We start from the raw sequence: 25,924 nt of genomic DNA on the forward strand, positions 1-25,924 counted from the left end.
CGTGACCATCCGCGTGCTCATCGCTGACGACCAGCCGGTCATCCGCGCCGGCCTGCGGATCATGCTGGACGCCCAGCCCGACATCGACGTGGTCGGCGAGGCGGTCGACGGCCGGACGGCGGTGCAACTGGCGCGGCAGCTGCGGCCCGACGTTTGCCTGTTCGACATCCGGATGCCACCGCCGGACGGCGTCGAGGCGACCCGGCAACTCGCCGGCCCGGGCGTGGTGGACCCGCTCGCGGTGGTCGTGATCACCACGTTCGACCTCGACGACTACGTCTTCGGCGCGTTGCGGGCGGGTGCGCGCGGATTCCTGCTCAAGGACGCCGGGCCGGAGCTGCTCGTCCAGGCGGTGCGGGCGGCCGCCGGGGGCCAGGCGCTCATCGCGCCCAGCGTGACCGTGCGGCTGCTGGAGGCGTTCGCGAACGCGCCGGCCGGACGGCCCGCCCCCCAACCGATCGACCCGCTCACCCCGCGCGAGGAGGACGTCGTGCTCGCCGTCGCCCGCGGTCTGTCCAACGCCGAGATCGCCGACACGTTGCACATCAGCCTCAGCACGGTGAAGACCCACCTGGCGAGCCTGATGGCCAAGCTCGGGGTGCGAAACCGGGTCGAGATCGCGATGTGGGCCTACGAGACCCGCCGGATCACCGCCCGACCCGGCTGACGGCCGCGATACGGCAGCCGGAGCTTCAAGCATGGGTGGTGGCGGGCCGTGACCAGCCCGAACGCGGTCGCGTGACAGCAGGGCACCGCGGCGTGCGCACCATCGACCGGCGGTGCCGGGTTCAAGTGACCTTCGTTGCGCGGGCGCGCCAGGCTGAGGCGACCGAGTCCAGGAGCGTGTGCCGGGGGCGCCAGCCGAGGTCGGCGTGGATGCGGTCGATCGCGGCGACGACCTCCGGTGGGTCGCCGGGGCGCGGCGGACCGGACCGGATCGGCACGGGGGCGCCGGTGACCGACGCGACCGTCCGCACGACGTCCAGGACGGAGTGGCCGCGGCCGGCACCGGCGTTGTAGATCGCGGCGCACTGCCGGCCGGCCAGGCGCAGCGCGGCGAGCCGGTGCGCGCGGGCCAGGTCGGCGACGTGGACGTAGTCGCGGACGCCGGTGCCGTCGATGGTCGGCAGCGAGGTCCCGGCGACGGTGAGCGGCACACCGGTCTCCAGCGCGTCGAAGGCGAGCGGCAGCAGGTTCGTGGTGCCCCGGTCGCCGAGGTGCGCGGCGCCGGCGCCGACGGCGTTGAAGTATCGCAGCGCGACCCACGAGATGCCGTGCGCCAGGCCGGCGGCGGCGACGAGCTGCTCCGCGACGAGCTTCGTCTGCCCGTACGGGTTCAGCGGCCGGGTGGGTGCCGTCTCGGCGACGGTCGCGGCGAGGGGAACGCCGTAGACCGCAGCGGAGGAGGAGAACACCAGGCGGCGCACCCCCGCATCGACCATCGCGGCCAGCAGCGCGCCCACGACGCCGACGTTCTGCTGGTAGTACCGGATGGGGCGAAGGACGGACTCGGGGACGGACTTGCTACCGGCCAGGTGCATGACGCCCGTGACGCCGTGCCGGTCCAGCGTCGCGCTGAGCATGACCGGGTCGCCGGCGTCGGCGACGACGAGCGGCACGTCGACGGGCAGCCGGGCCGGGTCGCCGGTGGACAGATCGTCGAGCGCGACGACGCGTTCACCTGCCGCAAGGAGGTCCGCGACGACGTGCGCGCCGATGTACCCGGCGCCGCCGGTGACGAGCCACGTCATCGCGGCCCGGCCTGGTGTTCGCCGAGCGTGCCGAGGCGCAGGCCGCGGTCGCGGGTCCAGTCGATGAGCCGGGGGAGGGCGGCCAGGGTCCGCTGCCACGACCCGGCGGCGGACGTGCAGTCCGAGTCGTGCAGCAGGACCGTGCCGCCGCCGATCAGGGTGCTGGTCAGGGTCCGCACGATCGAGGTCGGGGTGGCGCCGGCCTCCCAGTCGCGGCCCCACGCGGTCCACAGCTTCGGTTGCAGGCCCAGCCGGCGGCAGGCGATGAGCGCGCCGGTGGTGAGCACGCCGTACGGTGGCCGGAACCAGCGCGGCTGACCCCCGCCGAGCGACGCGACGAGATCCCGGGCTCTGGCCAGGTCGTCGTAGGTGGCCCGGGGCGTGCGGAACAGCAGGCACCGGTGCGCCCAGCCGTGCACGGCGAGCTCGTGCCCGGCGGCGAGCATCTCGCGGCCCAGCCCAGGGTCGCGTGCCAGCATCGAGCCGAGCACGAAGAACGTGGCCCGCACGTCGTGGTCGGCGAGCAGCCGCAGGAACCGCGGCGTCGACACCGGGTCAGGTCCGTCGTCGAACGTGAGCGCCACCCGATCGCGCGGCCCGGTCCCGGCCAGCGTGGGCAGCAGCGCCCGCCGGGCCGGCGTGAACGCGGTGACCGCCGGTGCGGCGTGCACCGCGGTCGCGGTGAGCAGCCCGGCAGCCAGCGCCCGCCTCATGCCGCGACCAGATGGGTGAACGACTCGGGCAGCGCGGCGGCCGGCGTGAACCGGTCCTGCCGGTCCAGGGCCGCCCGCAGCCCGGCGGCGAGGTCGCGGCGGCGCCGGATCCACGGCACCCAGCCGATGCGGTCGAGCGCCTCGGCGTTCGTGGCGCCGTGGCCCGGGAGGCAGCGGTAGGTGACGACCGGCACGCCGGCGGTGAGCGCCTCGAGGGACGACAGGCCACCGGCGTTCTGCACCACGACCTGGCACGCCCGCATCAGCGTCGCCATGTCGTCGATCCAGCCGAGCGCGACGACCCGGCCGGACCGGTTGAGCCGCCGGCGCAGAGCGTCGTTGCGGCCACAGGCCACGACCGGGACGGCGAGCCCGGTGGCGGCGACGTCCTGCGCGGCCCGCTCGACCGACCCGACCCCCCACGCGCCCGCCACCACGAGCGCGATCGGCGCCGCCGGCAGCCCGAGCCGCGCCCTGACGGCGGCCAGTGCGTCGGCCGGGACCAGTTCCGTGAACGCCGGTGCGACGGCCGGCGCGACGACCCGCACGTCGGTCGCGCCGAGCACCTTGGCCTGCCGGGCAACGTCGTCGTGCAGGGCGAGGTGGACGTCGACCCCATCGGCGATCCACAGTGGATGGACGGAGAGGTCGGTGAGGTAGGTGATCGCCGTCGCCGCGAGGCGGCCCTGGCGCCGTAACCGGCCGAGAACCTGGCTGGCCAAGGGGTAGGTCGACACGACCGCGGAGGCGTCGCCGATCGCGGCGAGCAGCGCGTCGTCGGCGGAGGCGGTCAGCGCGGCGGCGGCCCCCGCGAGACGGGGCGCGCCCGCGAGGGCCAGCAGCCAGCCCCAGCTGTGCGGCAGGACGGTGAGCTGCCGCCGGTACAGGCCGCGCAGCCGCGCACCGGCCCGCCGCGGCACCAGATCGACGAAGTCGTGCCGGTCGACCTGGTGCCCCAGCGCCCGTAACCGTCGGCTCAGCTCGGCGGCCGCTCCGTCGTGTCCGGCGCCGAAGCTGGCGGAGACGACCACGATCCGCCGTCGCGCGGTGCTGGTTCCTCGGTGTTCCACTCGGAGCTCCCCTCGGGCCGGTGCGATCGGCCATCGTCACGCTGGGGGGATGCTGGCCGCCCGGACCTGAAGGAACGCTGAACCTGGAGACCGCGGGCGAAGGCCACCGTGACACCCATGGCGAGGAGCCAGCCGCCGAGCACGTCGCTGGGCCAGTGCGCCAGCAGCGCGACCCGGCTGATCCCGACGAGCACAGCCCAGGTGCCCGCCACGACGACCAGGACGCCACGCTGCCACCGTCCGGTCAGGACGGCCCAGCCGAGCACGACGACGACCCCGGCGGTCACCGCCGAGGACGTGGTGTGCCCGGACGGGAAGGCCCAGCCGGCCGTGGCGGTGAGCGGGTCCACCGGTCTCGGGCGGTGCACCAGCGCCAGGATGGTCAGCCGGATGACGGTGGCGGTGACCGCGGTGCCGAGTAGGAAGGCGAGGCCGGTGCGCCACCGCCGCCACAGCAGGAGCACCGCGAGCAACAGCCCGATCGGCAGCAGGACCCGGGTGTCGGCGGTGTGCGTCACCGCCGACATCGCCGCGCGCCAGCCGTCGTGCCGCAGGGCGTAGCCGCGGGCCGCGTCGCTCACCGCGGTGTCGAGCCGGATCAGCGGCCCGGACCGGGCGACGACGAGCAGGGTGAGGACGCTCAGCGCGACCGCGCAGAGCACCGGGATCCGGCGCATCAGCCACCGTCCGGGTCCATGCGGTACCCGGCGCCGCGCACGGTGCGGATCGCGGACCGGCCGTAGGGGTGGTCGATCTTCTTGCGGATGTAGCCGACGTAGACCTCGATGATGTTCGGGTCGCCGTCGAAGGCCGCGTCCCAGACGTTCTCGATGATGGCGGTCTTGGTCAGCACGTCGCCCGCGTTGCGCATCATGAACTCGAGCAGTGCGAACTCCCGCGGCGTCACCGGGATCTCGTCGTCGCCGCGGGTGACCCGCCGCCGCGCCGGGTCGAGGCGCAGGTCACCCGCGCTGAGCACGACCGGCCGTTGCGGTGCGCCCCGGCGGATCAGGGCCCGGAGCCGGGCGACGAGGACCACGAACGAGAACGGTTTGGTGAGGTAGTCGTCGGCGCCGAGGTCGAGCCCGTCGGCCTCGTCGTGGTCGCCGTCCTTCGCGGTCAACATCAGCACCGGGGTCCACACGTCGCGCTGGCGCAGCTGCCGGCACACCTCGTAGCCACTGAGCCCGGGCAGCATGATGTCCAGCACGATCGCGTCGTAGGCGCCGTTGGGTGACTCCGTGGCGGCCCACAGCCCGTCGATGCCGTTGAACTCCAGGTCGGTGGTGAAGCCTTCGGTGCGCAGGCCGTCCCGGATCGTCTCGGCCAGCCCGACCTCGTCGTCGACCAGCAGCAACCGCATCCGGTCCTCCTACGGGTAGGTTCGTGCGTTGATCTTGGCGGCCGCGACGGCCGGCTCCTCGGTCGCGTCCACCCGGCTGCGGGTCAGGTAGACGACCAGGACGACCGAGGCGAGCAGGAACACCACACTCGGTCCGACGGTACCGAGTCCGAGGCCGCCGGCGTCGCGGGACTGCGACAACCAGTCGCCCAGTGACGCGCCGAGCGGGCGGGTCAGCACGTAGGCGGCCCAGAACGCGAACACCGCACCCAGCAGCCGCATCCGGTAGGCGAACGCGATGAGCGCGATCACCGCGGCGAAGATGCCCGCGGACGGCAGGTAGCCGACGTTGATCCGCTCGGCGAGCAGGTCCCCGGCGGCGGTGCCGAGCGCGAAGGTGAACAGGATCGCGGCCCAGTAGTAGGACTCGCGCCGCCTGGTGAAGATCGTGTGGATCGACAGGGTGTGCTCGCTGCGGTGCCAGAGGACGAACGTGACGGCGAGCGCGACCGCGAAGACGGCGGTGGTGACCTCGAGCGGGACACCGAAGTTGTCGACGAGGTTGTCGGTGATGAGGGTGCCCACGACGCTGATGAGGATGACCACCAGCCAGTACCGCCACGGCACGTATCGCTCGGACCGCAACTGCAGTGCCAGCGCGCCGGCGGTCAGGACGGCCATCACGACGGTGGTCCAGGTGAGGCCGAGGCCCAGGTTCATGTTGAGCAGGTCGGCGGCGGTCTCGCCCACCGTGGTGGCCAGGACCTTGATGATCCAGAAGTAGACGGTGACTTCGGGCACCTTGTTTGCCGCACGGCGGGCGATCGTCATGGCCGTAGCCTCACATTCCGCACCTGAAGGGTCGCTGAAAGCGGCACACCCGAGGGGGCGACCAGCAGGAAAGCGCACGACAGCACGTAGGCGAGGGTCAGCCAGCCGTGCGCGGCGTCCGGCATCGGCACCCAGCGTGCGACGAACAGCCCGAGGTAGGCGGTCGCGGTCCACCACGGCCAGGCCGCGCGGGAACCCAGCACGTCCCAGAGCGCCGCGCCGACGACCACCCCGGCCACGTAGTACTTGTTGGTGCCCGGGTCCAGCACGACCCGCGCGCCGACGGCGAGCAGCACCATCGCCGGCCACCGGCCGCGGTGCCAGGCCAGCAGCGCGACCGCGGCGCCGAGCACCGCCTGGGCCGGCCGGTCCCACGGTGGGGTCCGGGCGTCGTGGACGCCGAGCACCCGCAGCGCCGACAGCCGGGTGTTGGTGATGGTGAAGTGCAGGGCGTTGCTCGTGGCCGGATCCGCCAGGAAGAACGGCAGCCACGCGGCGGCGACGACGACCGCCATGCTCGCCGCGCCGGACAGCACCGCCCGCCGGGCGCCGAGCAGGAGCAGCAGGCACCCGAACGGCAGGGCCCACGGCTTGGCGTCGACGGCCAGGCCGAGCAGCACCCCGGTGAGGACCGGCCGGGCGGACACCGCGGCGCGCAGCGCCAGGACCGTGAACAGCAGCGCCAGGACGTCGTCGACGTGGGTGACCCCGACCGCCAGGAACATCCAGACGGGCATGAACACGACGGCCGCGGCGGCGATCCGCAGGTCCAGGCGCCCGTCGTGCAGCAGGTCGGGCCGGGTGACCGCGCCGATGCGGCGGATCTGCCAGAGGATGACCAGGCCGGCGGCCGCGCCCAGCACCTGCCAGATGAACAGGGCGCCGGCCACGCCGGCCGGCATCGCCACGAGGGCGGCGAGCAGCGCGACCGGGCCGATCTGCAGGATCGGCGCCGCCGCGTAGGTGTGCAGCCCGCCACGGATCGCGTCGTCGGTGTCGGCGAGCGCCTGTGCGCCCTGCACGAAGAAGTGCCACGAACCGCCACCGTTCCACGCCATGATCACGAACCATGCGAGGGTCCAGCTGCCCAGCGCGACCGCCGCCAGGCGTCCGTGGCGTGTCGGCACGCCCGCCATGCTCACCATGGCCGGACCGTAGGCGGCGAAGCCTGAAATCCCCCTGAAGGCTGACCTCGTGGGTGTCGCCACCCATCGGTGCAGCGTACTCCTACAAGCTGTAGGAATGAGGAGCATTCCAGTGCTGAGCGTCATCGCCGTCTGCGCCGCCCTGGTCGGCGCGGGGGCCGTGCGCGCCGACACCACCGGCGACCCGGGCCCACCTGACCACGTCGTCATCGTGGTGATGGAGAACAAGCGCTACGACGCCGTCGTCGGACACCGCAAGACCCCGTACATCACCTCGCTCGCCGCGCGGGGCGCCAACTTCACCGCCGCATACGGCGAGACCCACCCGAGCCAGCCCAACTACCTCGCGCTGTTCTCCGGCTCGACCCAGGGCGTCACCGACAACCACTGCGGCCACACCTTCACCGGCGTGCCCAACCTCGCCAGGCAGCTGCTGGACGCCGGGCACACGTTCGCCGGATATTCCGAGGACCTGCCGTCGGTCGGCTGGACCGGCTGCGCCGACCGCACCTATGTCCGGCGGCACAACCCATGGGTGAACTTCGACAACGTGCCCGCCTCGGCGAACCGGCCGTTGCACGACTTCCCCAGCGACTACCGGCAGCTGCCCACGGTCTCCTTCGTCATCCCCGGGCTCTGCCACGACATGCACGACTGCCCCAAGGCCGAGGCCGACACCTGGCTGCACGACACGTTCGACCGGTACATCGGCTGGGCGGAACGGCACAACAGCCTGCTGGTGCTCACCTTCGACGAGGACAACCGCACCGACGGCAACCACATCCCGACCGTCGTGCTCGGCCAGCACGTCACCGCCGGTGACCGCACCGAGCGGGTCGACCACTACTCGATGCTGCGCACCATCCAGGAGTTCTACGGCCTCCCCCCGCTGGGCGACGCGGCCCTGCGCGCGCCGCTGGCGCTGCGGTGAGCCGGCGGTTCAACGAATTTTCAGGATCGGCGGCCTACCTTCGCCGCCATGAGCGATGAACTCGAGCCGGCGACACCGGAAGTGAAGCCTTCGCAGACGACGGTGCCGGCACCCACCGGGCCGGCCCGATCCTGGTGGCGTGGCATGGTCGGCACGCCGGGCAGGGCGGCCGCGGTGGCCGTCGCGGCGACCCTGGTGCTGGCGGCGGTCCCGTGTGGCGTCCTGGGCGCCGTCGCCGGCGCCGCGATCGTCAGCGAACACGGCGGTGACGGGGGTGACCACGGCGACGGGCACGGTGGCCGCGGCGACCGGGAAGGCCACGACGGGGGCACCGAGCAGGAGGAAGAGCAGGACGACAAGGGGCCGACGTCCACGGTGATCCCCTCCCCGTCCACGGCCACGCCGACCGCCCCCGCCAGCGCCAGCCCCAGCACGACCCCCTGAACGTCGCTCACCCCGGCACCGACGGTGCCGGGGTGAGCGGTGATCCGAAGCGTCAGGAAATCCAGATCAGCGCGACACGGACGAAGTCCGCGAGGGCGGCGACGCCCGCCGAGGCGGAGCCGAGCACGATCGCGGCGGCCAGGGCCAGGCCCGCCCACGAGCCCTGGGTGACGGGGCGGGTCAGGGCGGCGACCCGGCGCACGACGTCGGAGCCGCCGGCCCCCAGCGTGCCGGTGCGTGACCCACCGGCGAGGGCGACCTTCGCGATCGCGCGGGCGACCATGTGCCGGTCACCGACCGCGGCGACGGCATCCTCGTCGGCGCTGCGCTCGACCAGCAGGGCGACCGCGCCGGCGACCGGACGCAGCAGCGGGTTGACGGCGGCCGCCGTCGTGGCGAGTGCCACCGTCCGGTGATGCCGGCGGCGCAGATGGGCCCGCTCGTGCGCGGCGACCGCGCGCCACTCCGCCGCGTCGATCAGGCGGAGCAACCCCGATGTGACGAGGATGTGCCCGGGCCCACCGGCACCGGCGGGTGGCACCGCGACCGCGTGCGGCTCGGTCCAGTCGGCGACGAGCAACCCGTCGTGCGGTGCGCCGGCGGCGTGCAGGTCCGCGACGACGGCCCGCCTGCGGCGCAGGTCGCGCACGACGCTCCAGGCCGCCGCGACGAGCAGCAGCCCGGCCCCGACCGCGACCGCGCCGGGGACCGGCTCGGGCAACGGGAAGGCGGCGGTCCGTTCGCGGACCTCCATCGCCGGGAGGTCGTCCAGGGCGGTCAGTGCCAGCAACGCCAGGCAGCCGGTGCTGACCGCGGCGGTGAGCACCCCGCAGGTGGCCAGGACCCGGGCCGCGAGCTCGGGGCGGGCGCCCGCCGGCAGCAGCCTGGCGATCAGGGCGAGGGCGACGGGGAGCAGGAGCGGCAGGTACACCAGGAAGGTCACGACGGCCGGTCCAGCAGCGCGCGCAGCGTGGCGATGTCGGAATCCGCCAGGTCGTCGGTGAAGCGGCGCAGCACCGCCTGCCGGTCGTCGAGGCCGTCGAGCACCGCCCGCATCCGCTGGGCGGCGGCGGAGGCAGCGTCCTGGACCGGCCAGTACACGTGACTGCGTCCCGCGGTGCGGCGCTGGACCAGGCCCTTGTCGATCAGCCTGATCAGGATCGTCTGCACGGTGTTGTACGCGAGGTCGGCGTTGAGGGCGTCCTGCACCTGCGAGGGCGACAGCGGGGTGCCGGCCGCCCACAGCGCGGTCATCGTCCGCGACTCCAGGGAACCCGGCGCCCGCCGTCCCGCCACATCAGTCACAGGTTCCACGATAACCGTCCGTGGCCGGGCCGCTCGACTTGACGCCTCCTACAACATGTAGGAGATTGGCGTCGTTAGGTAAGCCTATGCTTGGAGCGCTTCGTGGGAACGGTCTTCTTCGCCAGCTACCTCATCGGCCTGCGGGACGGGCTCGAGGCCGCGCTGGTGATCAGCATCCTGGTGGCGTTTCTGACCCAGTCGTCGCGCCGCGACCGGCTGCGCCAGGTCTGGGCCGGGGTCGCCGCCGCAGTGCTCACCTCCGCCGCCGTCGGCGTGCTGCTCACCACGGTTGCCGGCTGGCTCGGCAGCGGCGTGCGGATGGAACTGTTCGAGGCCGCCACCTCGCTCGTCGCGGTGGTCCTGGTCACCTGGATGATCTTCTGGATGCGGCGCACCGCCCGCACGTTGAAGGGTGAGCTCACCGGTCGGCTGGAGACCGCGCTGTCGATGGGCGGCTGGGCGGTCGTGACCATGGCCTTCTTCGCCGTCCTCCGCGAAGGCGTGGAGATGGTGCTGCTGGTCTTCGCCGCCGCCGAGGGCGCCACCGACTCCGCCGCGCCACTGCTCGGCATGCTGTCCGGGATCGCCTCCGCGGTCGCTCTCGGCTGGGTCGTCACGACCGCTACGGTGCGGATCAACCTCGGGCGCTTCTTCACCTGGACCGGTGCGCTGCTCATCCTCGTCGCCGCGGGCATCCTCAAGTACGGCGTGCACGGCCTGCAGAGCGCGAACGTGCTGCCCGGCGGCACCCGGACCGCGTTCGACCTGAGCACCACGATCGACCCGACGTCGTGGTACGCCACCCTGCTCACCGGCACGATCAACCTGACGCCACGCGCGAGCGTGCTGGAGATCGCCGCGTGGCTGCTGTTCGCCGTGATCATGCTGGCACTGTTCTTCCGGCCGGCACCGCAACCCGCGGCCAGGGTGCGCACCAACGCGTTCGTCGCGGCGGGCACCGTCGTCGCGCTCGGGCTCACCCCGGGCGGCTGCGGCGGGTCGAAGGCCGGGGACGCGGCGCCGGCCGACGGCGTGATCACGGTCACCGCCACCGACACCGGATGCGACCTGAGCGCCGATCACACCCCGTCCGGCCAGCGCACCTTCACCGTCAGCAACAAGGGCGCCAAGATCACCGAGTTCTACGTGTACGGCACGGGCGACCGCGTCGTCGGCGAGGTCGAGAACGTCGCCCCTGGCGTACGCCGGGACCTGCACGTCGACCTCGCGCCCGGCACGTACACGGTCGCCTGCAAGCCCGGCATGGTCGGCGCCGGCATCCGCAGCCCGCTCACCGTCACCGGCACCGCCGCGCCGGCCGCCACCGACGACGCCGCCCTCGCCGCGGCCGCCGCCGACTACCGCCGGTACGTGCTGAGCCAGGCCGACGCGTTCGTCGAACAGACCGGCCGGTTCGTCACCGCGGTCAAGGCCGGCGACCGGGCCGCCGCGCAGGCCCAGTTCCCCGTCGCGCGGACCTACTACGAGCGCATCGAGACCGTCGCGGAGTCCTTCGGCGACCTCGACCCCGGTATCGACGCCCGCGACGGCGACCTCGACCCGGGCGCCGAGTGGACCGGTTACCACCGCATCGAGCAGCAGCTGTGGAGCGGCGGCGACCTGGCCGCGGTGGCACCGGTCGCCGACCGCCTCCTCGCCGACGTCCGCAGCCTCCGCCAGCGCCTCGACGGCGTCACGCTCACCGCGCTGGAGCTCGCCAACGGCGCGAAGAGCCTCCTGGACGAGGTCGCCACGAAGAAGGTCACCGGCGAGGAGGACCGCTACTCGCACACCGACCTGTGGGACTTCGCCGCCAACGTCGACGGCTCGCGGGCCGCGCTCGCCGCGCTCCGCCCGGTCCTCGACGCCCGGCAGCCGGACCTCGGGCCACGGCTGGACGCCCGGTTCGCCGCCGTCGACGCCGAACTGGCCAAACATCGGCAGGGAGACGGATTCGTGTCGTACACCACCCTGCAACCGGCACAGGTCCAACTGCTCGCCGCCACGATCAACGCGCTGGGGGAGCAGGTCAGCGCGGTCCCCGCGGTCATCGCGCACCGGTGAGGCCGGCGTCCGGCGTGCAGCAGTTCTTCATCAAATTTTCAGGTTCGGTTCCTTACCTTGGCCGCACATGGAGGTGACCTCGGTGAACTACCGACTGTTCCAGATGATCAACGGCCACGCCGGCCGGGTGGACAGGCTCGACGACGTCATGGAGTTCCTCGCCGACCGGCTGGTCTTTGTGGTGTTCGCCGCCTTCGCCGCGCTCGTCGTCTGGGCGCTGCTGCGCCATCGGGCCGCTGCGGTCGCGCGGGCCTTCGCCGCGCTGCTGCTGGCGTTCCTCGGCGCACAACTGCTCAACCACCTCAACGGGCAGTTGCGGCCGTTTCAGACGCACCAGGTGCACCAGCTCATCCCGCACGCCCCGGGCGTCTCACTGCCCAGCGACCACGCCACCGCCGCGTTCGCGGTCGCGCTCGCCGTCGGCGTGTTCCTGCACCGCGGCTGGGGCGCGGTCCTCCTGGTGGCGGCCGCCACGGTCGGGCTGGCCCGGATCTGGGTAGGGGTGCACTACCCAGGTGACATCCTCGCCGCCCTCGGCATCGCGGTCGCCGCGGTCGCGGTCGTCGCATACACACCAACCGTCACGACCGTGAGGAAGCCGACGTGAAGTTCCTGGACCCCGAGTGGCTCATCTCCACCTTCGGAATGATCGGCATCCTGGCGATCGTCTTCGCCGAGTCCGGCCTGCTGATCGGCTTCTTCCTGCCGGGCGACTCGCTGCTGTTCACCACCGGGCTGCTCGTCGCCGACGGCCGCTACCTGCACCAGCCGCTGTGGCTGGTGTGCCTGCTGGTGTCGGTCGCCGCGGTCGCCGGCGACCAGTTCGGCTACCTGTTCGGCCGGCGGGTCGGCCCGGCGCTGTTCCGGCGGCCGAACTCACGGCTGTTCAAACAGGAGCACCTGACCAAGGCGCAGGGGTTCTTCGCGAAATACGGCGCCCGCTCGATCGTCCTGGCCCGCTTCGTGCCGATCGTGCGGACGTTCACCCCGATCGTGGCCGGGGCCAGCGGCATGCACTACCGCACCTTCGTGCTGTACAACGTCATCGGCGGCACCCTGTGGGGCACGGGTGTCACGGTCCTGGGCTACTTCCTGGGCCAGATCGCGTTCGTGAAGTCGAACATCGAGTTCATCCTCATCGGCATCGTCGTGGTGTCGGTGCTGCCGATCGCCGTCGAGCTGCTCCGCGCCCGCGCCCGCTCCCGCCAGCGCTGAGCCGCCGCCCGCTGGTCATGCCGCCGGGTCCCGGCGGATCAGGACGAGACCGGACACCGCGGTGGCCACGGCGATCGTGGCGACCTGTGCCATCGCGCCGGCGGCAAGCCGGGCCGTGCCCTGTGGATCGAACAGCGGCGTCCAGTCCTGCCAGTAGTGCACGGGCAGGATCACCGCGACGGAGTGCAGCGCCGGCTGGGCGTTGAGGATGCTGGCGGCGACCACGAAGGCGACGGCGGCGCCGAGCGCCTCGGCACCGCGCGGCAGCAGCAGCCCGAGGGCGAACGCGATCGCGGCGATGCTCAGCATGCACAGCAGCGTGTAGCCGCTCGCCGCCAGGACGCGGCCGATCGCGTCGCCGGTGCCCGGGTCGGCGGCGTCGATGATCCGCAGCGGGTGCCAGCCGAACACCGCGACGCCGCTGAGCAGCCCCGCCACCAGCACACTGAGCACAGCGGCGGCGGTGGTGACCGCGACGGCGGCGAGCTTCCCGGCCAGCAGCCGGCCGCGGCCGACCGGGGCGACGTACAGGTAGCGCAGCGTCCCCCAGTCCCGGTCGGCGGAGCCGACGGCCGCGGCGAGCATGGCCACCACGATGGGCAGCAGCAGCGGCGCGGTGAACGCCAGGCTCGCCATCGTGTGGTTGAGCGCGGAGTAGGTGGCCGCGCCGAACAGGCCACCCTGCGTGCCGTTGCGGCGCCCGGCGTCGGGGGCCGTGGCGAGCCCGGCCAGGACGGGAACGGCGGCGAGGCAGGCGAGCGCGACCAGGGTCCGGACCCGCAGGAGCTGGGTGGTCAGTTCAATGCGCAGCACGGTCGTCCCGCCCTCCGGTCGTGGCCTGTGTCATGGCGAGGAACGCGTCTTCCAGCGAGCGGGTCGCCCGCCGCGCCGATGTGACACCGACACCCGCGGTCACCAGCGCCTGGACGAGGTCGCTGGACTGCACGTCGGGGGCGGTGACGACGACCTCGCCGCCGGCTGCGGGATCCGGCGCGGCGACCGACGTGACGCCTGGCATCCCGCGGAGCACGGCGAGCGCCGCGGCCGTGTCGTCCACTTCGACGCGGAACGCGCCGGCGTCGCGGAGCAGGTCGGCGAGCGGGCCGGCGGTGACCAGCCGGCCGTGGTGCATGACCACCACGTGGGTGGCCAGTTGCTGCACCTCGGCGAGCTGGTGACTGGAGACGAGGACGGCCGCCCGCTGCCCGGCCGCGGTGGCGAGGTGATCCCGCAGCGCGCGGACCTCGGCCGGGTCCAGTCCGTTCGCCGGTTCGTCCAGGATCAGCACGTCCGGCGCCCGCATCAGCGCCTGCGCCAGCACGAGGCGCTGCCGCATGCCCATCGAGTAGCCCTTGACCTTCCGGTCGATCGCCGCGCCCAGCCCGGCCAGGTCCAGGGCGTCGTCCAGCGCGGGGGGCGGCCAGGCCCGCCGGGTCGCCGACCACAACAGCCTGAGGTTGGCCGTGCCGGTCAGGTGCGGCACGAACGCGGGACCGTCGATCAGGACGCCGACCCGGCGCAGCACGGCGGCGCCCAGGCAGACCGGCTCGCCGAGGATCCGGGCGCTGCCGGCATCCGGCGCGGACAGGCCGACCAGCATCCGCATCGTGGACGTCTTGCCCGCCCCGTTCGGCCCGAGCAGTGCGCAGATCTGCCCGGGCGCCACGGTGAAGCTGAGCCCCTCGACCGCGGGCCGGCGCCCGTACCGCTTCGACAGCTCATGCGCGTCGATCATCGTGCCGTTCTCCATACCGGCATAGTACGCGTTGCGTACTACGAGACAAGTAGCAACGCGTTGCGTACTATGGGGGCGTGCACAGCAATGACGCCCAGATGCTCGTCCTCACCGTCCTCGCGGACGGGCCGCGGCACGGCTACACCATCAACGCCGCTATCGAGGACCTCACCGGCCGCAAACTCGGCCCCGGCAGCCTGTACGGTGCGCTGGCCCGGTTGGAGGCCCGTGGCCTCATCCGGCCTGCGGACGACGTGTCCCAATCCCCGTCGCAGCCCCAGGAGCGGCACCGCACCATGCGGATCACCGACACGGGCCGTGCCACGCTGCGCGCCGAGCTCGAGCAGATGGCCCGCGTCTCCCAGGCCGGGCTGCGCGCGCTCGGGATCGCGCCGGCATGAGCGCCGCCACGATGTTCACCAGGCTCTACCCGCCCGCCGTCCGCGAACGCTGGGGCGCCGAGATCGGCCGCGAGGTCGCGTCGTCGGGCATCCGTTCCTGGCCCGACACGCTCGTCGGCGCCGGGCGGCTGTGGCTGCATCCCAGCGACTGGCCCGAGTCGGCGCCCGGACAGACCCGCCGTGTCCTGGCCGTCGCCATGTTCACGGTCGTGGCCGCCACCGCCCTGTTGCTGCGCGCCGCCGGGCCGTCCACCCTGACCGCCGACCCGAGCCGCCCTCTCACCAGCCTGTGGCTCGGGCTGATCCTCGTCGGCGCCGGTCTGGGCGCACCGGTGCCCCTGCTGCGGTGGGCCGCGTGGCGCCGCCTGGCCGGCGACGCGGTGGGGGTCCTCGCCGCGCCGGCGGTCGCCGTGCTGGCCATGATCCTCATCGCGAACAGCGGCCTGGTCGAGCATCCCACCGGTGCCGTCCGTGCCGCCCTCTTCGGCTGGTACTGGGTGACGCTCGGATTCACCGCTGTGCGGCTGTGCACCTTCGTGGCCTGCCTTGCCCGGACCGCCCGGATGCCGGGCCGGGCCAGGTTGCGCGGCGCGCTGCTGGTCATCGGCGCGGGCCTCGTGCTCGCGGCGGGTCAGACGGCGCTGACCGTCACCTGGTCGGCGCCGGACGCCGGCCTCGTCGGGCCGGCCCTCGTCCTGGGTCTGCTCGGCGCCGCGACGATCGGCGCGGGACAGGACCTGCGCGGCCGACGACGGTGATGGTCCTTCAGTAGTCTTTCAGCATCGGCGCTCTACGGTGCCGGGCATGAAGACGCTACGCAGGTTCACGGCCGTGGCGATCGTCGCGGCGCTGGCGCTGACCGGCTGCGGCGGGGGCGGCGCCGCTCCTGACGCCGGCGGCGCCGGGGACATCCCCGACAACCAGGCATTCGTCGAGTACCGCCCGGCGGGCGACCGGTATGCCATCAAGGTCCCGGAAGGCTGGGCGCGCTCCGAGTCCGGTGACACCGTCACGTTCACCGACAAGCTGAACACCATCACCGTCGCGCTCGGTGCCCGGCCCACCGCGCCGGACGCCGCGGCCGGCACGAAGGACCTGGCCGACCTGAGCGCCACGACCGCCGGGTTCACGGCCGGCAAGGTGTCCACAGTGGACCGCAAGGCGGGTCCGGCGTTGCTGGTCACCTACCGGGCCGACGCGCCCGCCGACCCGGTCACCGGCAAGGTGGTCAACGACGACGTCGAGCGGTACCAGTTCTGGCAGGCGACGTCGCTGCTCACCGTGACGCTCGCCGGGCCGCACGGCGCGGACAACGTCGACCCGTGGCGCACCGTCACGGACTCTGTGCGGTGGCTGCCGTGACCGCCCCGGCCGTGCGGGCGGAGCGGTTGTTCCGGTTCTTCCACAGCGGCGACGAGGAGGTCCTCGCCCTGCGCGGGGTGTCGGTCAGCCTGGCGGCGGGGGAGTGGCTCGCGGTCACCGGCCCGTCCGGGTCGGGCAAGTCGACGCTGCTGGCCTGCCTGGCCGGGCTGGACGAGCCCGACGGGGGCAGCGTGTGGGTCGCCGGGCGGCGGATCACCCGCCGTCCGGACACCGCCCGCGCCGTGCTGCGCGCCCGGCACGTCGGCGTGCTGTTCCAGTCCGGCAACCTCCTGGAACACCTCACCGTCGCACAGAACATCCGGTTCGCCCGCCGGCTCGCCAAGCAACCCCACGGCACCGACGGCGTGCGGGAGCGGCTCGGCACGGTCGGGCTCGAGGACCGTGGCTCGGCGCTGCCCGGCGAGCTGTCGGGCGGCCAGGTCGCCCGGGCCGGCCTCGCTGTCGCGATGGCCAACGACCCGGCGGTGCTCATCGCCGACGAGCCGACCGGCGAGCTCGACGAGCTCACCGAACGCGCGATCCTCGGCCTGCTCGCCGCGCGGGCCGCCAACGGCACCGCCGTGCTGGTGGCCAGCCACAGCCCGGCCGTCACGCGCGCCGCGGACCGGGTGGTCGAGCTCCGGGACGGCCAGTTCGTCGAGAAAGGGAAGCGCTGACGTGGAACGCGGCGCAACGGTCTTCGTGGGCACCCACCTGAGCCGGACCTTCGGCCAGGTCGCCGCGGTGCGGGACGTGAGCTGCCGGATCACCGCCACGGACCGGATCGCGGTCACCGGCGCGTCGGGATCCGGCAAGTCGACGCTGTTGCAGCTCATCGCCGGCATCGACGATCCGAGCGGCGGCCGAGCCGCCTGGCCCGCGCTCGACGGCCACCCACGGCGGCGTCCGGGCCGCATCGGCATCGTGTTCCAGAGCCCGGCGCTGCTGCCCACCCTCGACGTCCACGAGAACGTGGCCCTGTCCGTCCTGCTCGCCGGGCAATCGGCCGGCCAGGCGCGGCGGGCCGCGTCGGAGGCGCTGCGCCTGCTGCACCTCGACGACCTCGCCGACCGGCTGCCACACGAGCTGTCCGGCGGGCAGGCCCAGCGCGTCGCCGTCGCCCGCGCCGTCGCCACGAACCCGGACCTCGTCGTCGCCGACGAGCCGACCGCCGCGCTGGACAGCGCAACCGCGGCCCACCTGCTCGACGTCCTGCTGTCCACCGTCGACCGGCTCGGCGCCGCGCTGGTGCTGGCCACCCACGACAGCACGGTGGCCGGCCGCATGGACATCCGTTGGCCCATGGCGGACGGCACGATCCCCACCGCAAAGGCATCATCATGATGATCTGGCTCACCGGGCTGCTCCGGCGGCGGACCGGCAGGATCCTCGGCACCGCGGCCGGGATCGCCGCCGCCGTGGCGCTGCTGGCCACCGTCGGCTCGTTCCTGTCGACGGCCCGTGCCTCGATGACCGCCCGTGCCGTGGCGCCGGTCCAGGTCGACTGGCAGGTGCACCTCAACGCCGGCGCCGATCCGCGGGCCGTCCTCGCCACCACCCGCGCCGAACCGGGCGTCGCCGTCGCGCTGCCCGTCGGCTACGCCAAGGTCCCCGCACTGTCCACACAGGACGGCACCACGGTCAGCACCACCGGTGCCGCCGTCGTGGTCGGGCTCCCACCGGACTACCGCACCGTATTCCCCGGGCAGATCCGCGACCTCGGCGGCACCGGCAACGGGGTGCTGCTTGCCCAGCAGACCGCGGCGAACCTGCGCGCCCGGCCCGGCAGCGTCGTCACCGTCACGCGCCCAGGACTGCCCGCCGCGCAGGTCACCGTCGACGGCATCGTCGACCTGCCGCACGCCGACACGATGCTCGCCCTCGACCCGGCCGCGACCGCTCCGCCGGACAACGTCCTGCTCCTGCCGGCCACGACCTTCACGACCCTGTTCGACCCGCTGCGCGCGGACCGGCCGGACCTGCTGGCCGACCAGATCCACGTGCGGACCGACCGGCGGCTTCCAGCCGACCCCGGCACCGCCTACACCGTCAGCACCGGCGCCGCCCATCACCTCGACGCCACGCTCGCCGGCGCCGGCCAGAGCACCGACAACCTCGCCGCCGCCCTTGACGCCGCCCGGTCCGACGCCGCCTACGCCACCGCGCTGTTCCTGTTCCTGGCAAGCCCCGGCGCCGCGCTCGCCGGCCTGCTCACCGCGACCGTCGTCGCCGCCGCGGCCGACCGCCGCCGCAAGGAGCAGGCATTGCTGCGCGCCCGCGGCGCAACCGCCAGGCAGCTGCTGTCGATCGCCGCGGTCGAGGCCACGGTCAGCGGGATCATCGGCGCCGCCCTCGGTGCCGCCGCGGCCGCCGCGCTCGGTTCCCTCGTCTTCGGCGACAGCGGCACGGCCGCCTGGTCCGCGGCCGCCGCGGCCGCCGGTCTCGTCATCGCCGCCGGCACGGTGCTGCTCCCGGCCGGACGGTCGCTGCGGACCCAGACGGTGGCTGCCGGTCGGACCGGCGCCGCCCGCCCCCGGCTCCCGCTCGTGCTGCGGCTCGGCGTCGACGGCATCGCGCTGGTCGGGGCGTTCCTCGTGCTGCGCGCCACCACGGCGACCGGCTACCAGCTGGTCGTGGCCCCTGAAGGTGCCCCACGCATCGCCGTGGACCACTGGGCCTTCACCGGCCCGGCGCTGCTGTGGATCGGCGCCGCGCTGCTCACCTGGCGCCTCGTCGAGGCCGGGCTCCGGTTCGGCCGCCGGCCCCTGACCACGCTGCTGCGGCCCGTTGCCGGACCGCTCGCCGGCACTGTCGCGGCCACCCTGCAGCGACGCCGCCGCCCGATCGCGACGGCCGCCACGCTGATCGCCTGCGCCATCGCGTTCGCGGTCTCCACCGCGGCCTTCACCGCCACGTATCAGCAGCAGGCCGAGGTCGACGCCCGCCTCACCAACGGCGCGGACGTCACCGTCACCGCGACCCCCGGCGACCTGACCGGTGGTCTCGCCGACGCCATCCACGCCACCCCCGGCGTCCGGCACGTCGAAACCATCCAGCACCGGTTCGCCTACGTCGGCGCCGACCTGCAGGACCTCTACGCCGTGCGACCCGCCACCATCACCGGCGGCGCGCACCTCGCCGACGCCTGGTTCACCGGCGGGACCGCCGAAACGCTCATGCACCGCCTCGAGCAACAACCCGACGGCATCCTCGTGTCCGCCGAGACCGTCACGGACTTCCAGCTCCAACCGGGCGATCAGCTCATCCTGCGGATCACCGACCCGCGGACCGGCAACCCGACCCCGGTCACCTTCCACTTCCTCGGCGTCGTCAACGAGTTCCCCACGGCACCCACCGACAGCTTCCTCGTGGCCAACCAGCACTACATCGCCGGGAAGGTCGGCGACGGCCCGAGCACCCACCTCATCGACGCCGGCGGACACGATCCGGCAACCGTCGCGGCGGCACTGCGGGCCGCGATCGGCCCCGGACCGGCCATCACCGACATCACGGCCAGCCGGACTGTGATCGGCTCCAGCCTGACCGCCGTGGACCTCGACGGACTCACCCGGATCGAACTGGGCTTCGCACTCCTGCTGGCGGTGGCCTCCGCCGGGCTCGTCCTCGCGCTCGGGCTGACCGAGCGCCGCCGCACGTTCACCATCACCACCGCGCTCGGCGCCAGGGTGCGCCACCTGGCCGGCTTCGTCGCCGGCGAGGCGCTCGTCATCACCGTCCCGGCGCTCGTCATCGGCGCCGGGACCGGTGTCGGGCTGGCCCAGGTGCTGATCGTCATCCTCAAGGGCACGTTCGACCCGCCGCCGGACCGGATGGCGCTGCCGTGGACCTATCTCATCGTGCTCGGCGCCGCCATGGTCGCCGCCGTCGCGGTGACGGTGACGGGAGTGCTCGCGCAGACCCGCAAACCACGCCTCGCCCTGCTGCGCGACGTCTGAGGCTGCGCGACGGATGAGGTTGCGCGATCCAGCGGATCGCGTCGACGGATCGGCGATGTTCTCTTGTGCAGATCGGTTGGCGGTGCAAAGCTAAATGCATGGCAAACGAATCTGTGCCCCAGTCGAGCACTGCGCGCGAGCTGCTAGCAACCGTGCGTGACCTGACGCACCAGGTCCGTGTCGCCCAACGCGGGACCTGGTTCCCACTGCTGGTCTTCGCGACGATCACGCTGCTCGCGATACCCGTCTACCGGTACGGGCCCTACGTCGACCTGTTCGGCACCTGCCGGTCCCGCGCGGACCAGATGGTCTGCTCAGGGGAGAACCCGACCCAGCTCGGATACTGGACGGTCGCGTTGGTGCTGGCCTATGCGGCGATCGCGGGCTTCTACGTCAAGCGCTCCCGGCGGCGCGGGGTGGGCACCCCCATCCGCCCCTACATCGTCGTCGGCGTCGCGTTGGCGATCCTGATGACGGCCGTGTCGATCTTGCTGGTGTTCCATCCGCTGCTTCCCGTCCCCGCCGACCCCTTCGCCGACCCGGGCGAACTCGAGGTCGGTCCGGCCGTGCTGCTGGTCAACTGGCTGGCCAGTCCCATGGCGGTGATCGGCCTGGCGCTGCTGGTGCTCGCGTGGGTCGAACGTCACGGAGCCCTGCTGGCCTACAGCCTGGGCTACCTGGCGACCGTGGCCACCCTGGACGGCAGGGTCATCCACGCGACCTCGCGGTGGTTCTTCCTGCCGCACCTGCTCGTCCCGGCGGCCGTGCTGCTGCTGGGCGCCGCCGCCTTCGCCGCACTCCGCCCGGACCGCCAGGTTCAGGGACGATGACCGACCACCCCGCCAACGGCCTCGACGAGATCGTCCACCAGCGCGTCCGGCTCGGCATCATGACCATCGCGCACCAGGCCCGCCAGGTCGAGTTCGCCTTCCTGCGCACCACACTGCAGCTGACCGCCGGCAACCTCGGGCAGCACCTCGCCGTCCTGGAGAAGGCCGGGCTGATCCGGATCGAGAAGGGCTACGAGGGTAAGCGGACGTGCACCTGGGTCACCCTCACGGCCGCCGGTCAGGCCGCCCTGCGCGCCGAGATCGCCCAGCTCAAGCAGCTCATCCAGCAGGTCGAGGAGGGGGCCGCGGCAACGGCGGCCGACCCGTGACCCCGCCCGTCTGCGGCCCGTCTATGGCGCGCCGAGGCCGGCTCGGTGGGCGAGGATGACGAGTTGCACCCGGTCCCGCGCGCCGAGTTTGTGCAGCAGCCGGGCCACGTGGGTCTTGGCGGTCCCGGCGGTGATGTGCAACAGGCCGCCGATCTCGGCGTTGGTGAGCCCTTCGGCGACCAGACCCAGGACCTCACGCTCCCGGTCCGTGAGCCCGGTCAGCGTCCCACGGCCGGGCGGTGCCGGGGTCGGCACGGACCGGGCCGCGAACGCCGCGATGAGCCGGCGCGTGACACTGGGCGCCAGCAGCGCCTCCCCGCCGGCCACCACCCGGATCGCGGCGTGGAGGTCGGCGGGAGGTGTGTCCTTCATCAGGAAGCCGCTGGCCCCGGCCCGCAACGCGCCGTAGATGTACTCGTCCAGGTCGAATGTGGTGAGGACGAGCACCCGCGTCGCGGTTGACGCCACGACCTGCCGGGTCGCCTCGATGCCGTCCAGGTCCGGCATCCGGATGTCCATGAGCACGACGTCGGGTTCGAGTCGCCGGACGGTGTCGACGGCGGCGCGGCCGGTGCGGGCCTCGCCGACGATGCTCAGGTCGTCCGCGGCGTCGACGATCCCGCAGAGCCCGACCCGGACCAGCGCCTGGTCGTCGGCCACCACCACCCGGACGGTCACGCCGCCGTCCTCGGTGGCGTCGTCGCCTGTGGCGCCGCTGCGGGTGAGGCCGGAAAACAGGCCCGCACCTGGAAGCCGCGTCCGGGCAGCGGTCCGACCCGCAACGTCCCGCCGAACACCGCGACCCGCTCCCGCATCCCGGTGAGGCCGTGCCCGTCCGGGTTGCGTTCCCCGCCCAGGCCGTCGTCGGTGACCTCCACGACCAGCGCGTCGTCGAGGTACGTGACCGCCACCGTTGCGTCAACGGTTCCGGCGTGCTTCACGACGTTCGTCAGCGCCTCCTGCACGACGCGGTACGCCGACAGCTCCAGCCCGGCGGCGAGGGGACGCGCCGCCCCGGCGACGGTCACCTCCACGTCGACGCCCGCCGCACCGGTCTGCGCCGCCAGATACGGCAGGTCCGCGAGGCCGGGCGCCGGGGCGGTCCCGGCCGGGTCCTGGTCCTGGTCCCGCAGGACGCCCAGCACCCGCCGCAGCTCGACGAGGGACTCCCGGCCGACGGTCTCGATCGCCGCGAGCGCCTCCGCGGCTCTGGCCGGCTGCCGGTCGGCCACCAGCCTGCCGTAGCCTGCCTGGACGGTGATGACGCTCATGCTGTGCGCCACCACGTCGTGCAGCTCCCGGGCGATCCGGATCCGTTCGTCCGCACCGCGCCGCCGGGCTGCCTCGGCTTCCGCCTCAACCCGGCGGATCCGGTGGCGAAGCACCTCCTCGGTGTACCTGCGGTGCTGGTGGACCGCCACACCGGCCGCCCACGCCGCCGCGAGCAGCAGCCCGAACGGCAGCACTGCGCCGACGTGCGTGAAGGACGGCAGCGCCGTGGCGATCGGCCCGGTGACCGCCGCCGCCAGCACCAGCAGCGCCGGCCGGGTCCGGTGGCGCTCAGCCACCCGGTACACCGCGAACGCCAGCGGAAGCACGGCCAGCCAACCGAACTGGTCGGACAGCGGGCTCAACCAGAAGAGCAGCAGCGCCGCGGCCGCCGCGCTCACCGGCGACCACCGGGCGGCCAGGAGCGCGGCACACGCCGTCGCGAGCCCGCCCGCCGCCAGCGGCCACGGATCGATCCCGGCCCCCACGACCGCCCAGGCCACGACGCCGTACCCGGCCACGGCAGCACCGTCCAGGAGCAGCCAGTGCGCCGGGCGGAGCCGGTGCCGCAGCGGTGGCCGCGGCTCGATCGTCATGACGCGAGCGTACGACCATCGGCGCGACCTTTCGTCCGCCCACGGGCATACGCCGCCCGGCAGACGCCGGCACTGCCGCCGGGCTGACGACACCGGTTCCCCGCGCTGCGATCGTCGAGCACATGATCGACGTTCACCGCCTCACGAAGCGGTACGGCAGCCGTACCGCTGTCGACGACCTCTCCTTCACCGTGCGCCCCGGACGGGTCACCGGCTTCCTCGGGCCCAACGGCGCCGGCAAGTCCACCACCATCCGGATGCTGCTCGCCCTGACCACGCCGTCGTCCGGCTCCGCGGCGGTCAACGGCCGCCCCTATCGCCGCCTCCACACCCCGTTGCGCGAGGTTGGCGCGGTGCTCGACGCGGCCGGCGCGCACGGCGGCCGCACCGCGTTCCGGCACCTGTGCTGGCTCGCCGCCAGCAATGGCCTGCCCCGCCGCCGAGCCACCGAGGTGCTGGAGCGCACCGGGCTCACGTCGGTCGCCGGCCGTCGGGTCAGCGGATTCTCCCTCGGGATGCGCCAGCGGCTCGGCATCGCCGCCGCGCTGCTCGGCGACCCGCCGACGCTGATCTTCGACGAGCCGGTCAACGGCCTGGATCCCGAAGGTGTGCGCTGGATCCGCTCGCTGATGCGGGCCCTGGCGGCAGAGGGCCGGACCGTCCTGGTCTCCAGCCACCTCATCAGTGAGATGGCCCTGACCGCCGACCACCTGCTGGTCATCGGCGCCGGCCGGCTGCTCGCCGACGACGGCATCGTGCGGCTGACCCGCGGCCACGCCTCCCTCGAGGCGGCGTACTTCGCCCTGACCGCGAGCACGACGCAGCACCGCAGCGACGCCGACTGGGCGGCGGAGGGCAGGACACCGTGACCATGCCACCCGCCCTCCGCGGCGCGCTCGCCGCCGAGTGGATCAAACTGTGGTCGGTCCGCTCGACGTGGCTCGCGCTGAGCTTCGCGCTGCTGTCCGGCGTCGGCCTCGGCCTGATCGACACGGTCAGCGTGGTCCGGTCGTGGGACACCCTCCCGCCGGCGGACCGCGCCGCGTTCGACGCGGCCGGCAGCGCCTTCAGCGGTCTGCCCCTGGCGCAGCTGGCGTTCGGCGTCCTCGGCGTCCTGGTGGTGGCCGGCGAATACGCCACCGGCTCGATCATCCCCACCCTCACCGCCGTCCCTCGCCGGGGACTGGTGTACCTCGCCAAGGCGGCCGTCCTCGCCGGCACCACCCTGGTGTTCGGTGAGACCCTGGCCTTCGGCACGTTCTGGCTCGGGCAGGCGGTGCTTGCCGGGCACGACCTCGACGCGGATCTCGGCGACCCCGGGATACTGCGGGCCGTGAGCAGCGCCGGGCTGTACCTGTCGGTCATTGCCATGATCGGGTTCGGCCTCGGGGCGCTCGCGCGCCAGCCGGCCGTCGGCGTCGCCGCGCTGTTCGCCCTGGTGTTCCTCGCCTACGGCGTCGGCAGGGCGCTGGAGGGCTGGTCCTACCTGCCCTCCCGGCTCACGCTGTCCAACGCCGGCGACGTCGTCGGCCAGGTCCACGCCACCGCCGCGAAGCCGCGCCTGCCGTCGCTGCGACTGGCGTACCTCACCCTGGCGATGTACGTGACGCTCGCGCTCGGCGGGGGCGGCTGGCGAACCGCCCGCGACGCGTGACTTCGCCGTGGCTCGATGGGCGGTGGCCGTCAGCGTGCGCCGCGGGCCGCCTGGATCAGCTCGACCAGGTCAAGGGCCGCCTCGACGGACCAGACGCAGGTGAACGCGGCGAGGGACGCCGGCAGCAGCCACAGGATGCCGCCGGCATGGCCGGTGCGGGGTGCCAGCAGCAGTGAGACCCGACGCGGCACGATCCCACGGGGCGTGGCGACGTGCAGCACCGACAGCGCCGACCCCGCCGCCGACGTGCCGGTGCCGGCCGTCGCCAGGGCCGCCACACCGATGGCATGCGCGACGGTGCGACGGCTGCCGACCTGGCTGGCGGCCTGCTCGTCGGCGGCGCGCTCCACGAGGTAGTCGACGTGCCTGGCGACCCACCACAGCGCCGGATGGGCAGCGGCGGCCAGGCCGGCGAGGCGGGCCAGACGGTGATGCCGGCCGGCGAGGTGTGCGTGCTCGTGCGCCAGCAGCGCGTCGAACTGGCGGTCGGTGAGCAGCGACCGCATGCCGGTGGTGACCACGACGTAGCCGGGTGTGCCGGGGACCGCGAACGCCCGGGCCGTCGGGTCGTCGAGCACGACCAGCGGACCATCGTGGGGTGACCGCGCGAGTGCCAGGACGTCGCGGTGGCGGCGCCACCGCCGCAGGACGGACACCGCCACGGCGATCAGGAGCACTGCGCTGAGCCACGGCACCCACGGCTCGGCGGCGGTGTCGGCCGTCACGAACGTGGCGGACCAGCCGAACGCGCCGCCGACCGCCGGCACCTGGGCGACGGCCTTCATCGCGAACAGCAGCAGGTTGACCGTGCTGGCGCCGGCGACCACAGCGGCGGACCAGGCCACGACACGGGCGGCGGTCGCCGGTGGGAGCCGGTCGGCGAGCAGCCGCGCCACGAGCACGACCAGCGGCGGCACCAGGACCACCGACCACACGAAATGATCGAACATGGGAGCTCCGTTCTGACCGGCCAGCGAAGCG

General features: G+C 73.5%; 30 protein-coding genes. 16 read left to right on the forward strand and 14 right to left on the reverse strand.

Annotation, left to right across the window (positions count from 1 at the left end; genetic code table 11):
* Position 1: 1 nt before the first annotated feature.
* Positions 2-667 (forward strand): response regulator, encoded by a 666-nt coding sequence (locus tag Dsi01nite_RS35875; RefSeq protein ID WP_203850809.1) that lies wholly within the window; start codon positions 2-4, stop codon positions 665-667.
* A 121-nt stretch (positions 668-788) separates the two neighbouring features.
* Here Dsi01nite_RS35875 and galE read toward each other — a convergent pair whose 3' ends face one another.
* From galE to Dsi01nite_RS35910, 7 genes are read right to left on the reverse strand one after another with little or no spacing between them, the layout of a single operon-like run.
* A complete protein-coding gene (galE, locus tag Dsi01nite_RS35880) occupies positions 789-1,751 on the reverse strand; it encodes a UDP-glucose 4-epimerase GalE (protein ID WP_203850810.1) in 963 nt (320 codons plus the stop codon).
* Positions 1,748-2,464 carry a polysaccharide deacetylase family protein gene (locus tag Dsi01nite_RS35885; protein ID WP_203850811.1) on the reverse strand — a complete coding sequence of 239 codons (717 nt, stop codon included), beginning with the start codon at positions 2,462-2,464 and terminating at the stop codon, positions 1,748-1,750. Before Dsi01nite_RS35885 ends, galE begins: the two co-directional genes overlap by 4 nt.
* A complete protein-coding gene (locus tag Dsi01nite_RS35890; RefSeq protein ID WP_203850812.1) occupies positions 2,461-3,534 on the reverse strand; it encodes an MGDG synthase family glycosyltransferase in 1,074 nt (357 codons plus the stop codon). Before Dsi01nite_RS35890 ends, Dsi01nite_RS35885 begins: the two co-directional genes overlap by 4 nt.
* Entirely contained in the window at positions 3,441-4,211 is a 771-nt protein-coding gene (locus Dsi01nite_RS35895; RefSeq protein WP_203850813.1) for a phosphatase PAP2 family protein, read from the reverse strand. Before Dsi01nite_RS35895 ends, Dsi01nite_RS35890 begins: the two co-directional genes overlap by 94 nt.
* Positions 4,211-4,897: a response regulator transcription factor gene (locus Dsi01nite_RS35900; protein WP_203850814.1), complete on the reverse strand. Its 687-nt coding sequence runs from the start codon at positions 4,895-4,897 to the stop codon at positions 4,211-4,213. The genes Dsi01nite_RS35895 and Dsi01nite_RS35900 overlap by 1 nt, the downstream gene beginning before the upstream one ends.
* Before the next feature lie 9 nt (positions 4,898-4,906).
* Positions 4,907-5,707, reverse strand: coding sequence for a COG4705 family protein (locus Dsi01nite_RS35905; RefSeq protein ID WP_203850815.1), 801 nt, complete (start codon positions 5,705-5,707; stop codon positions 4,907-4,909).
* Complete coding sequence (locus Dsi01nite_RS35910; RefSeq protein ID WP_203850816.1) at positions 5,704-6,852, reverse strand: hypothetical protein; 1,149 nt, start codon at positions 6,850-6,852, stop codon at positions 5,704-5,706. Before Dsi01nite_RS35910 ends, Dsi01nite_RS35905 begins: the two co-directional genes overlap by 4 nt.
* Before the next feature lie 97 nt (positions 6,853-6,949).
* Here Dsi01nite_RS35910 and Dsi01nite_RS35915 point away from each other — a divergent pair, with 97 nt between their 5' ends.
* Together Dsi01nite_RS35915 and Dsi01nite_RS35920 are read left to right on the forward strand one after the other, a co-directional pair.
* Positions 6,950-7,783 (forward strand): alkaline phosphatase family protein, encoded by an 834-nt coding sequence (locus tag Dsi01nite_RS35915; protein WP_203850817.1) that lies wholly within the window; start codon positions 6,950-6,952, stop codon positions 7,781-7,783.
* A gap of 48 nt (positions 7,784-7,831) precedes the next feature.
* Positions 7,832-8,227, forward strand: a complete 396-nt coding sequence (locus Dsi01nite_RS35920; RefSeq protein ID WP_203850818.1) for a hypothetical protein — start codon at positions 7,832-7,834, stop codon at positions 8,225-8,227.
* Between the two features lie 52 nt (positions 8,228-8,279).
* Here the strand turns inward: Dsi01nite_RS35920 and Dsi01nite_RS35925 are convergent, their stop codons facing one another.
* The gene (locus tag Dsi01nite_RS35925; RefSeq protein WP_203850819.1) at positions 8,280-9,170 is read right to left on the reverse strand and encodes a M48 family metalloprotease; all 891 of its coding nucleotides are present in this window, start codon (positions 9,168-9,170) and stop codon (positions 8,280-8,282) included.
* Positions 9,167-9,532 carry a BlaI/MecI/CopY family transcriptional regulator gene (locus Dsi01nite_RS35930; protein WP_239136410.1) on the reverse strand — a complete coding sequence of 122 codons (366 nt, stop codon included), beginning with the start codon at positions 9,530-9,532 and terminating at the stop codon, positions 9,167-9,169. Before Dsi01nite_RS35930 ends, Dsi01nite_RS35925 begins: the two co-directional genes overlap by 4 nt.
* Before the next feature lie 102 nt (positions 9,533-9,634).
* On the opposite strand from Dsi01nite_RS35930, the gene efeO reads away from it, so the two are divergent.
* From efeO to Dsi01nite_RS35945, 3 genes are all read left to right on the forward strand, one after another.
* Positions 9,635-11,596 carry an iron uptake system protein EfeO gene (efeO, locus tag Dsi01nite_RS57650; RefSeq protein WP_239136411.1) on the forward strand — a complete coding sequence of 654 codons (1,962 nt, stop codon included), beginning with the start codon at positions 9,635-9,637 and terminating at the stop codon, positions 11,594-11,596.
* An 82-nt stretch (positions 11,597-11,678) separates the two neighbouring features.
* Positions 11,679-12,203: a phosphatase PAP2 family protein gene (locus Dsi01nite_RS35940; RefSeq protein ID WP_203850820.1), complete on the forward strand. Its 525-nt coding sequence runs from the start codon at positions 11,679-11,681 to the stop codon at positions 12,201-12,203.
* A 38-nt stretch (positions 12,204-12,241) separates the two neighbouring features.
* Positions 12,242-12,811, forward strand: coding sequence for a DedA family protein (locus tag Dsi01nite_RS35945; protein ID WP_203850838.1), 570 nt, complete (start codon positions 12,242-12,244; stop codon positions 12,809-12,811).
* Between the two features lie 15 nt (positions 12,812-12,826).
* Here Dsi01nite_RS35945 and Dsi01nite_RS35950 read toward each other — a convergent pair whose 3' ends face one another.
* Positions 12,827-13,624 carry an ABC transporter permease gene (locus tag Dsi01nite_RS35950; protein ID WP_203850821.1) on the reverse strand — a complete coding sequence of 266 codons (798 nt, stop codon included), beginning with the start codon at positions 13,622-13,624 and terminating at the stop codon, positions 12,827-12,829.
* Complete coding sequence (locus Dsi01nite_RS35955) at positions 13,611-14,561, reverse strand: ABC transporter ATP-binding protein (protein ID WP_203850822.1); 951 nt, start codon at positions 14,559-14,561, stop codon at positions 13,611-13,613. The genes Dsi01nite_RS35950 and Dsi01nite_RS35955 overlap by 14 nt, the downstream gene beginning before the upstream one ends.
* 62 nt (positions 14,562-14,623) lie before the next feature.
* Here Dsi01nite_RS35955 and Dsi01nite_RS35960 point away from each other — a divergent pair, with 62 nt between their 5' ends.
* From Dsi01nite_RS35960 to Dsi01nite_RS35995, 8 genes are all read left to right on the forward strand, one after another.
* Entirely contained in the window at positions 14,624-14,947 is a 324-nt protein-coding gene (locus Dsi01nite_RS35960) for a PadR family transcriptional regulator (protein WP_239136412.1), read from the forward strand.
* A complete protein-coding gene (locus Dsi01nite_RS35965) occupies positions 14,944-15,705 on the forward strand; it encodes a hypothetical protein (protein WP_203850823.1) in 762 nt (253 codons plus the stop codon). Before Dsi01nite_RS35960 ends, Dsi01nite_RS35965 begins: the two co-directional genes overlap by 4 nt.
* A gap of 46 nt (positions 15,706-15,751) precedes the next feature.
* On the forward strand, positions 15,752-16,309 hold the full coding sequence (locus tag Dsi01nite_RS35970) for a hypothetical protein (RefSeq protein WP_203850824.1): 558 nt from the start codon (positions 15,752-15,754) through the stop codon (positions 16,307-16,309).
* A complete protein-coding gene (locus tag Dsi01nite_RS35975; RefSeq protein WP_203850825.1) occupies positions 16,306-16,986 on the forward strand; it encodes an ABC transporter ATP-binding protein in 681 nt (226 codons plus the stop codon). Before Dsi01nite_RS35970 ends, Dsi01nite_RS35975 begins: the two co-directional genes overlap by 4 nt.
* Position 16,987: 1 nt before the next feature.
* Entirely contained in the window at positions 16,988-17,653 is a 666-nt protein-coding gene (locus tag Dsi01nite_RS35980) for an ABC transporter ATP-binding protein (protein ID WP_203850826.1), read from the forward strand.
* Positions 17,650-20,265: an FtsX-like permease family protein gene (locus tag Dsi01nite_RS35985; protein ID WP_203850827.1), complete on the forward strand. Its 2,616-nt coding sequence runs from the start codon at positions 17,650-17,652 to the stop codon at positions 20,263-20,265. The genes Dsi01nite_RS35980 and Dsi01nite_RS35985 overlap by 4 nt, the downstream gene beginning before the upstream one ends.
* A gap of 152 nt (positions 20,266-20,417) precedes the next feature.
* Positions 20,418-21,095, forward strand: coding sequence for a hypothetical protein (locus Dsi01nite_RS35990; RefSeq protein ID WP_203850828.1), 678 nt, complete (start codon positions 20,418-20,420; stop codon positions 21,093-21,095).
* Complete coding sequence (locus Dsi01nite_RS35995; protein ID WP_203850829.1) at positions 21,092-21,424, forward strand: transcriptional regulator; 333 nt, start codon at positions 21,092-21,094, stop codon at positions 21,422-21,424. The genes Dsi01nite_RS35990 and Dsi01nite_RS35995 overlap by 4 nt, the downstream gene beginning before the upstream one ends.
* Before the next feature lie 21 nt (positions 21,425-21,445).
* Here the strand turns inward: Dsi01nite_RS35995 and Dsi01nite_RS36000 are convergent, their stop codons facing one another.
* Together Dsi01nite_RS36000 and Dsi01nite_RS36005 are read right to left on the reverse strand one after the other, a co-directional pair.
* Positions 21,446-22,102, reverse strand: a complete 657-nt coding sequence (locus Dsi01nite_RS36000) for a response regulator (RefSeq protein WP_203850830.1) — start codon at positions 22,100-22,102, stop codon at positions 21,446-21,448.
* On the reverse strand, positions 22,099-23,289 hold the full coding sequence (locus Dsi01nite_RS36005) for a sensor histidine kinase (protein ID WP_203850831.1): 1,191 nt from the start codon (positions 23,287-23,289) through the stop codon (positions 22,099-22,101). The genes Dsi01nite_RS36000 and Dsi01nite_RS36005 overlap by 4 nt, the downstream gene beginning before the upstream one ends.
* A gap of 122 nt (positions 23,290-23,411) precedes the next feature.
* Here Dsi01nite_RS36005 and Dsi01nite_RS36010 point away from each other — a divergent pair, with 122 nt between their 5' ends.
* Together Dsi01nite_RS36010 and Dsi01nite_RS36015 are read left to right on the forward strand one after the other, a co-directional pair.
* A complete protein-coding gene (locus Dsi01nite_RS36010) occupies positions 23,412-24,158 on the forward strand; it encodes an ABC transporter ATP-binding protein (RefSeq protein WP_203850832.1) in 747 nt (248 codons plus the stop codon).
* Positions 24,155-24,943 carry a hypothetical protein gene (locus Dsi01nite_RS36015; protein WP_203850833.1) on the forward strand — a complete coding sequence of 263 codons (789 nt, stop codon included), beginning with the start codon at positions 24,155-24,157 and terminating at the stop codon, positions 24,941-24,943. Before Dsi01nite_RS36010 ends, Dsi01nite_RS36015 begins: the two co-directional genes overlap by 4 nt.
* 29 nt (positions 24,944-24,972) lie before the next feature.
* Here Dsi01nite_RS36015 and Dsi01nite_RS36020 read toward each other — a convergent pair whose 3' ends face one another.
* Positions 24,973-25,893: a M56 family metallopeptidase gene (locus tag Dsi01nite_RS36020; protein ID WP_203850834.1), complete on the reverse strand. Its 921-nt coding sequence runs from the start codon at positions 25,891-25,893 to the stop codon at positions 24,973-24,975.
* Between the last annotated feature and the right edge of the window lie 31 nt (positions 25,894-25,924).

Source organism: Dactylosporangium siamense (genome assembly GCF_016862795.1).
GTDB classification, from domain to species: Bacteria; Actinomycetota; Actinomycetes; order Mycobacteriales; family Micromonosporaceae; genus Dactylosporangium; species Dactylosporangium siamense.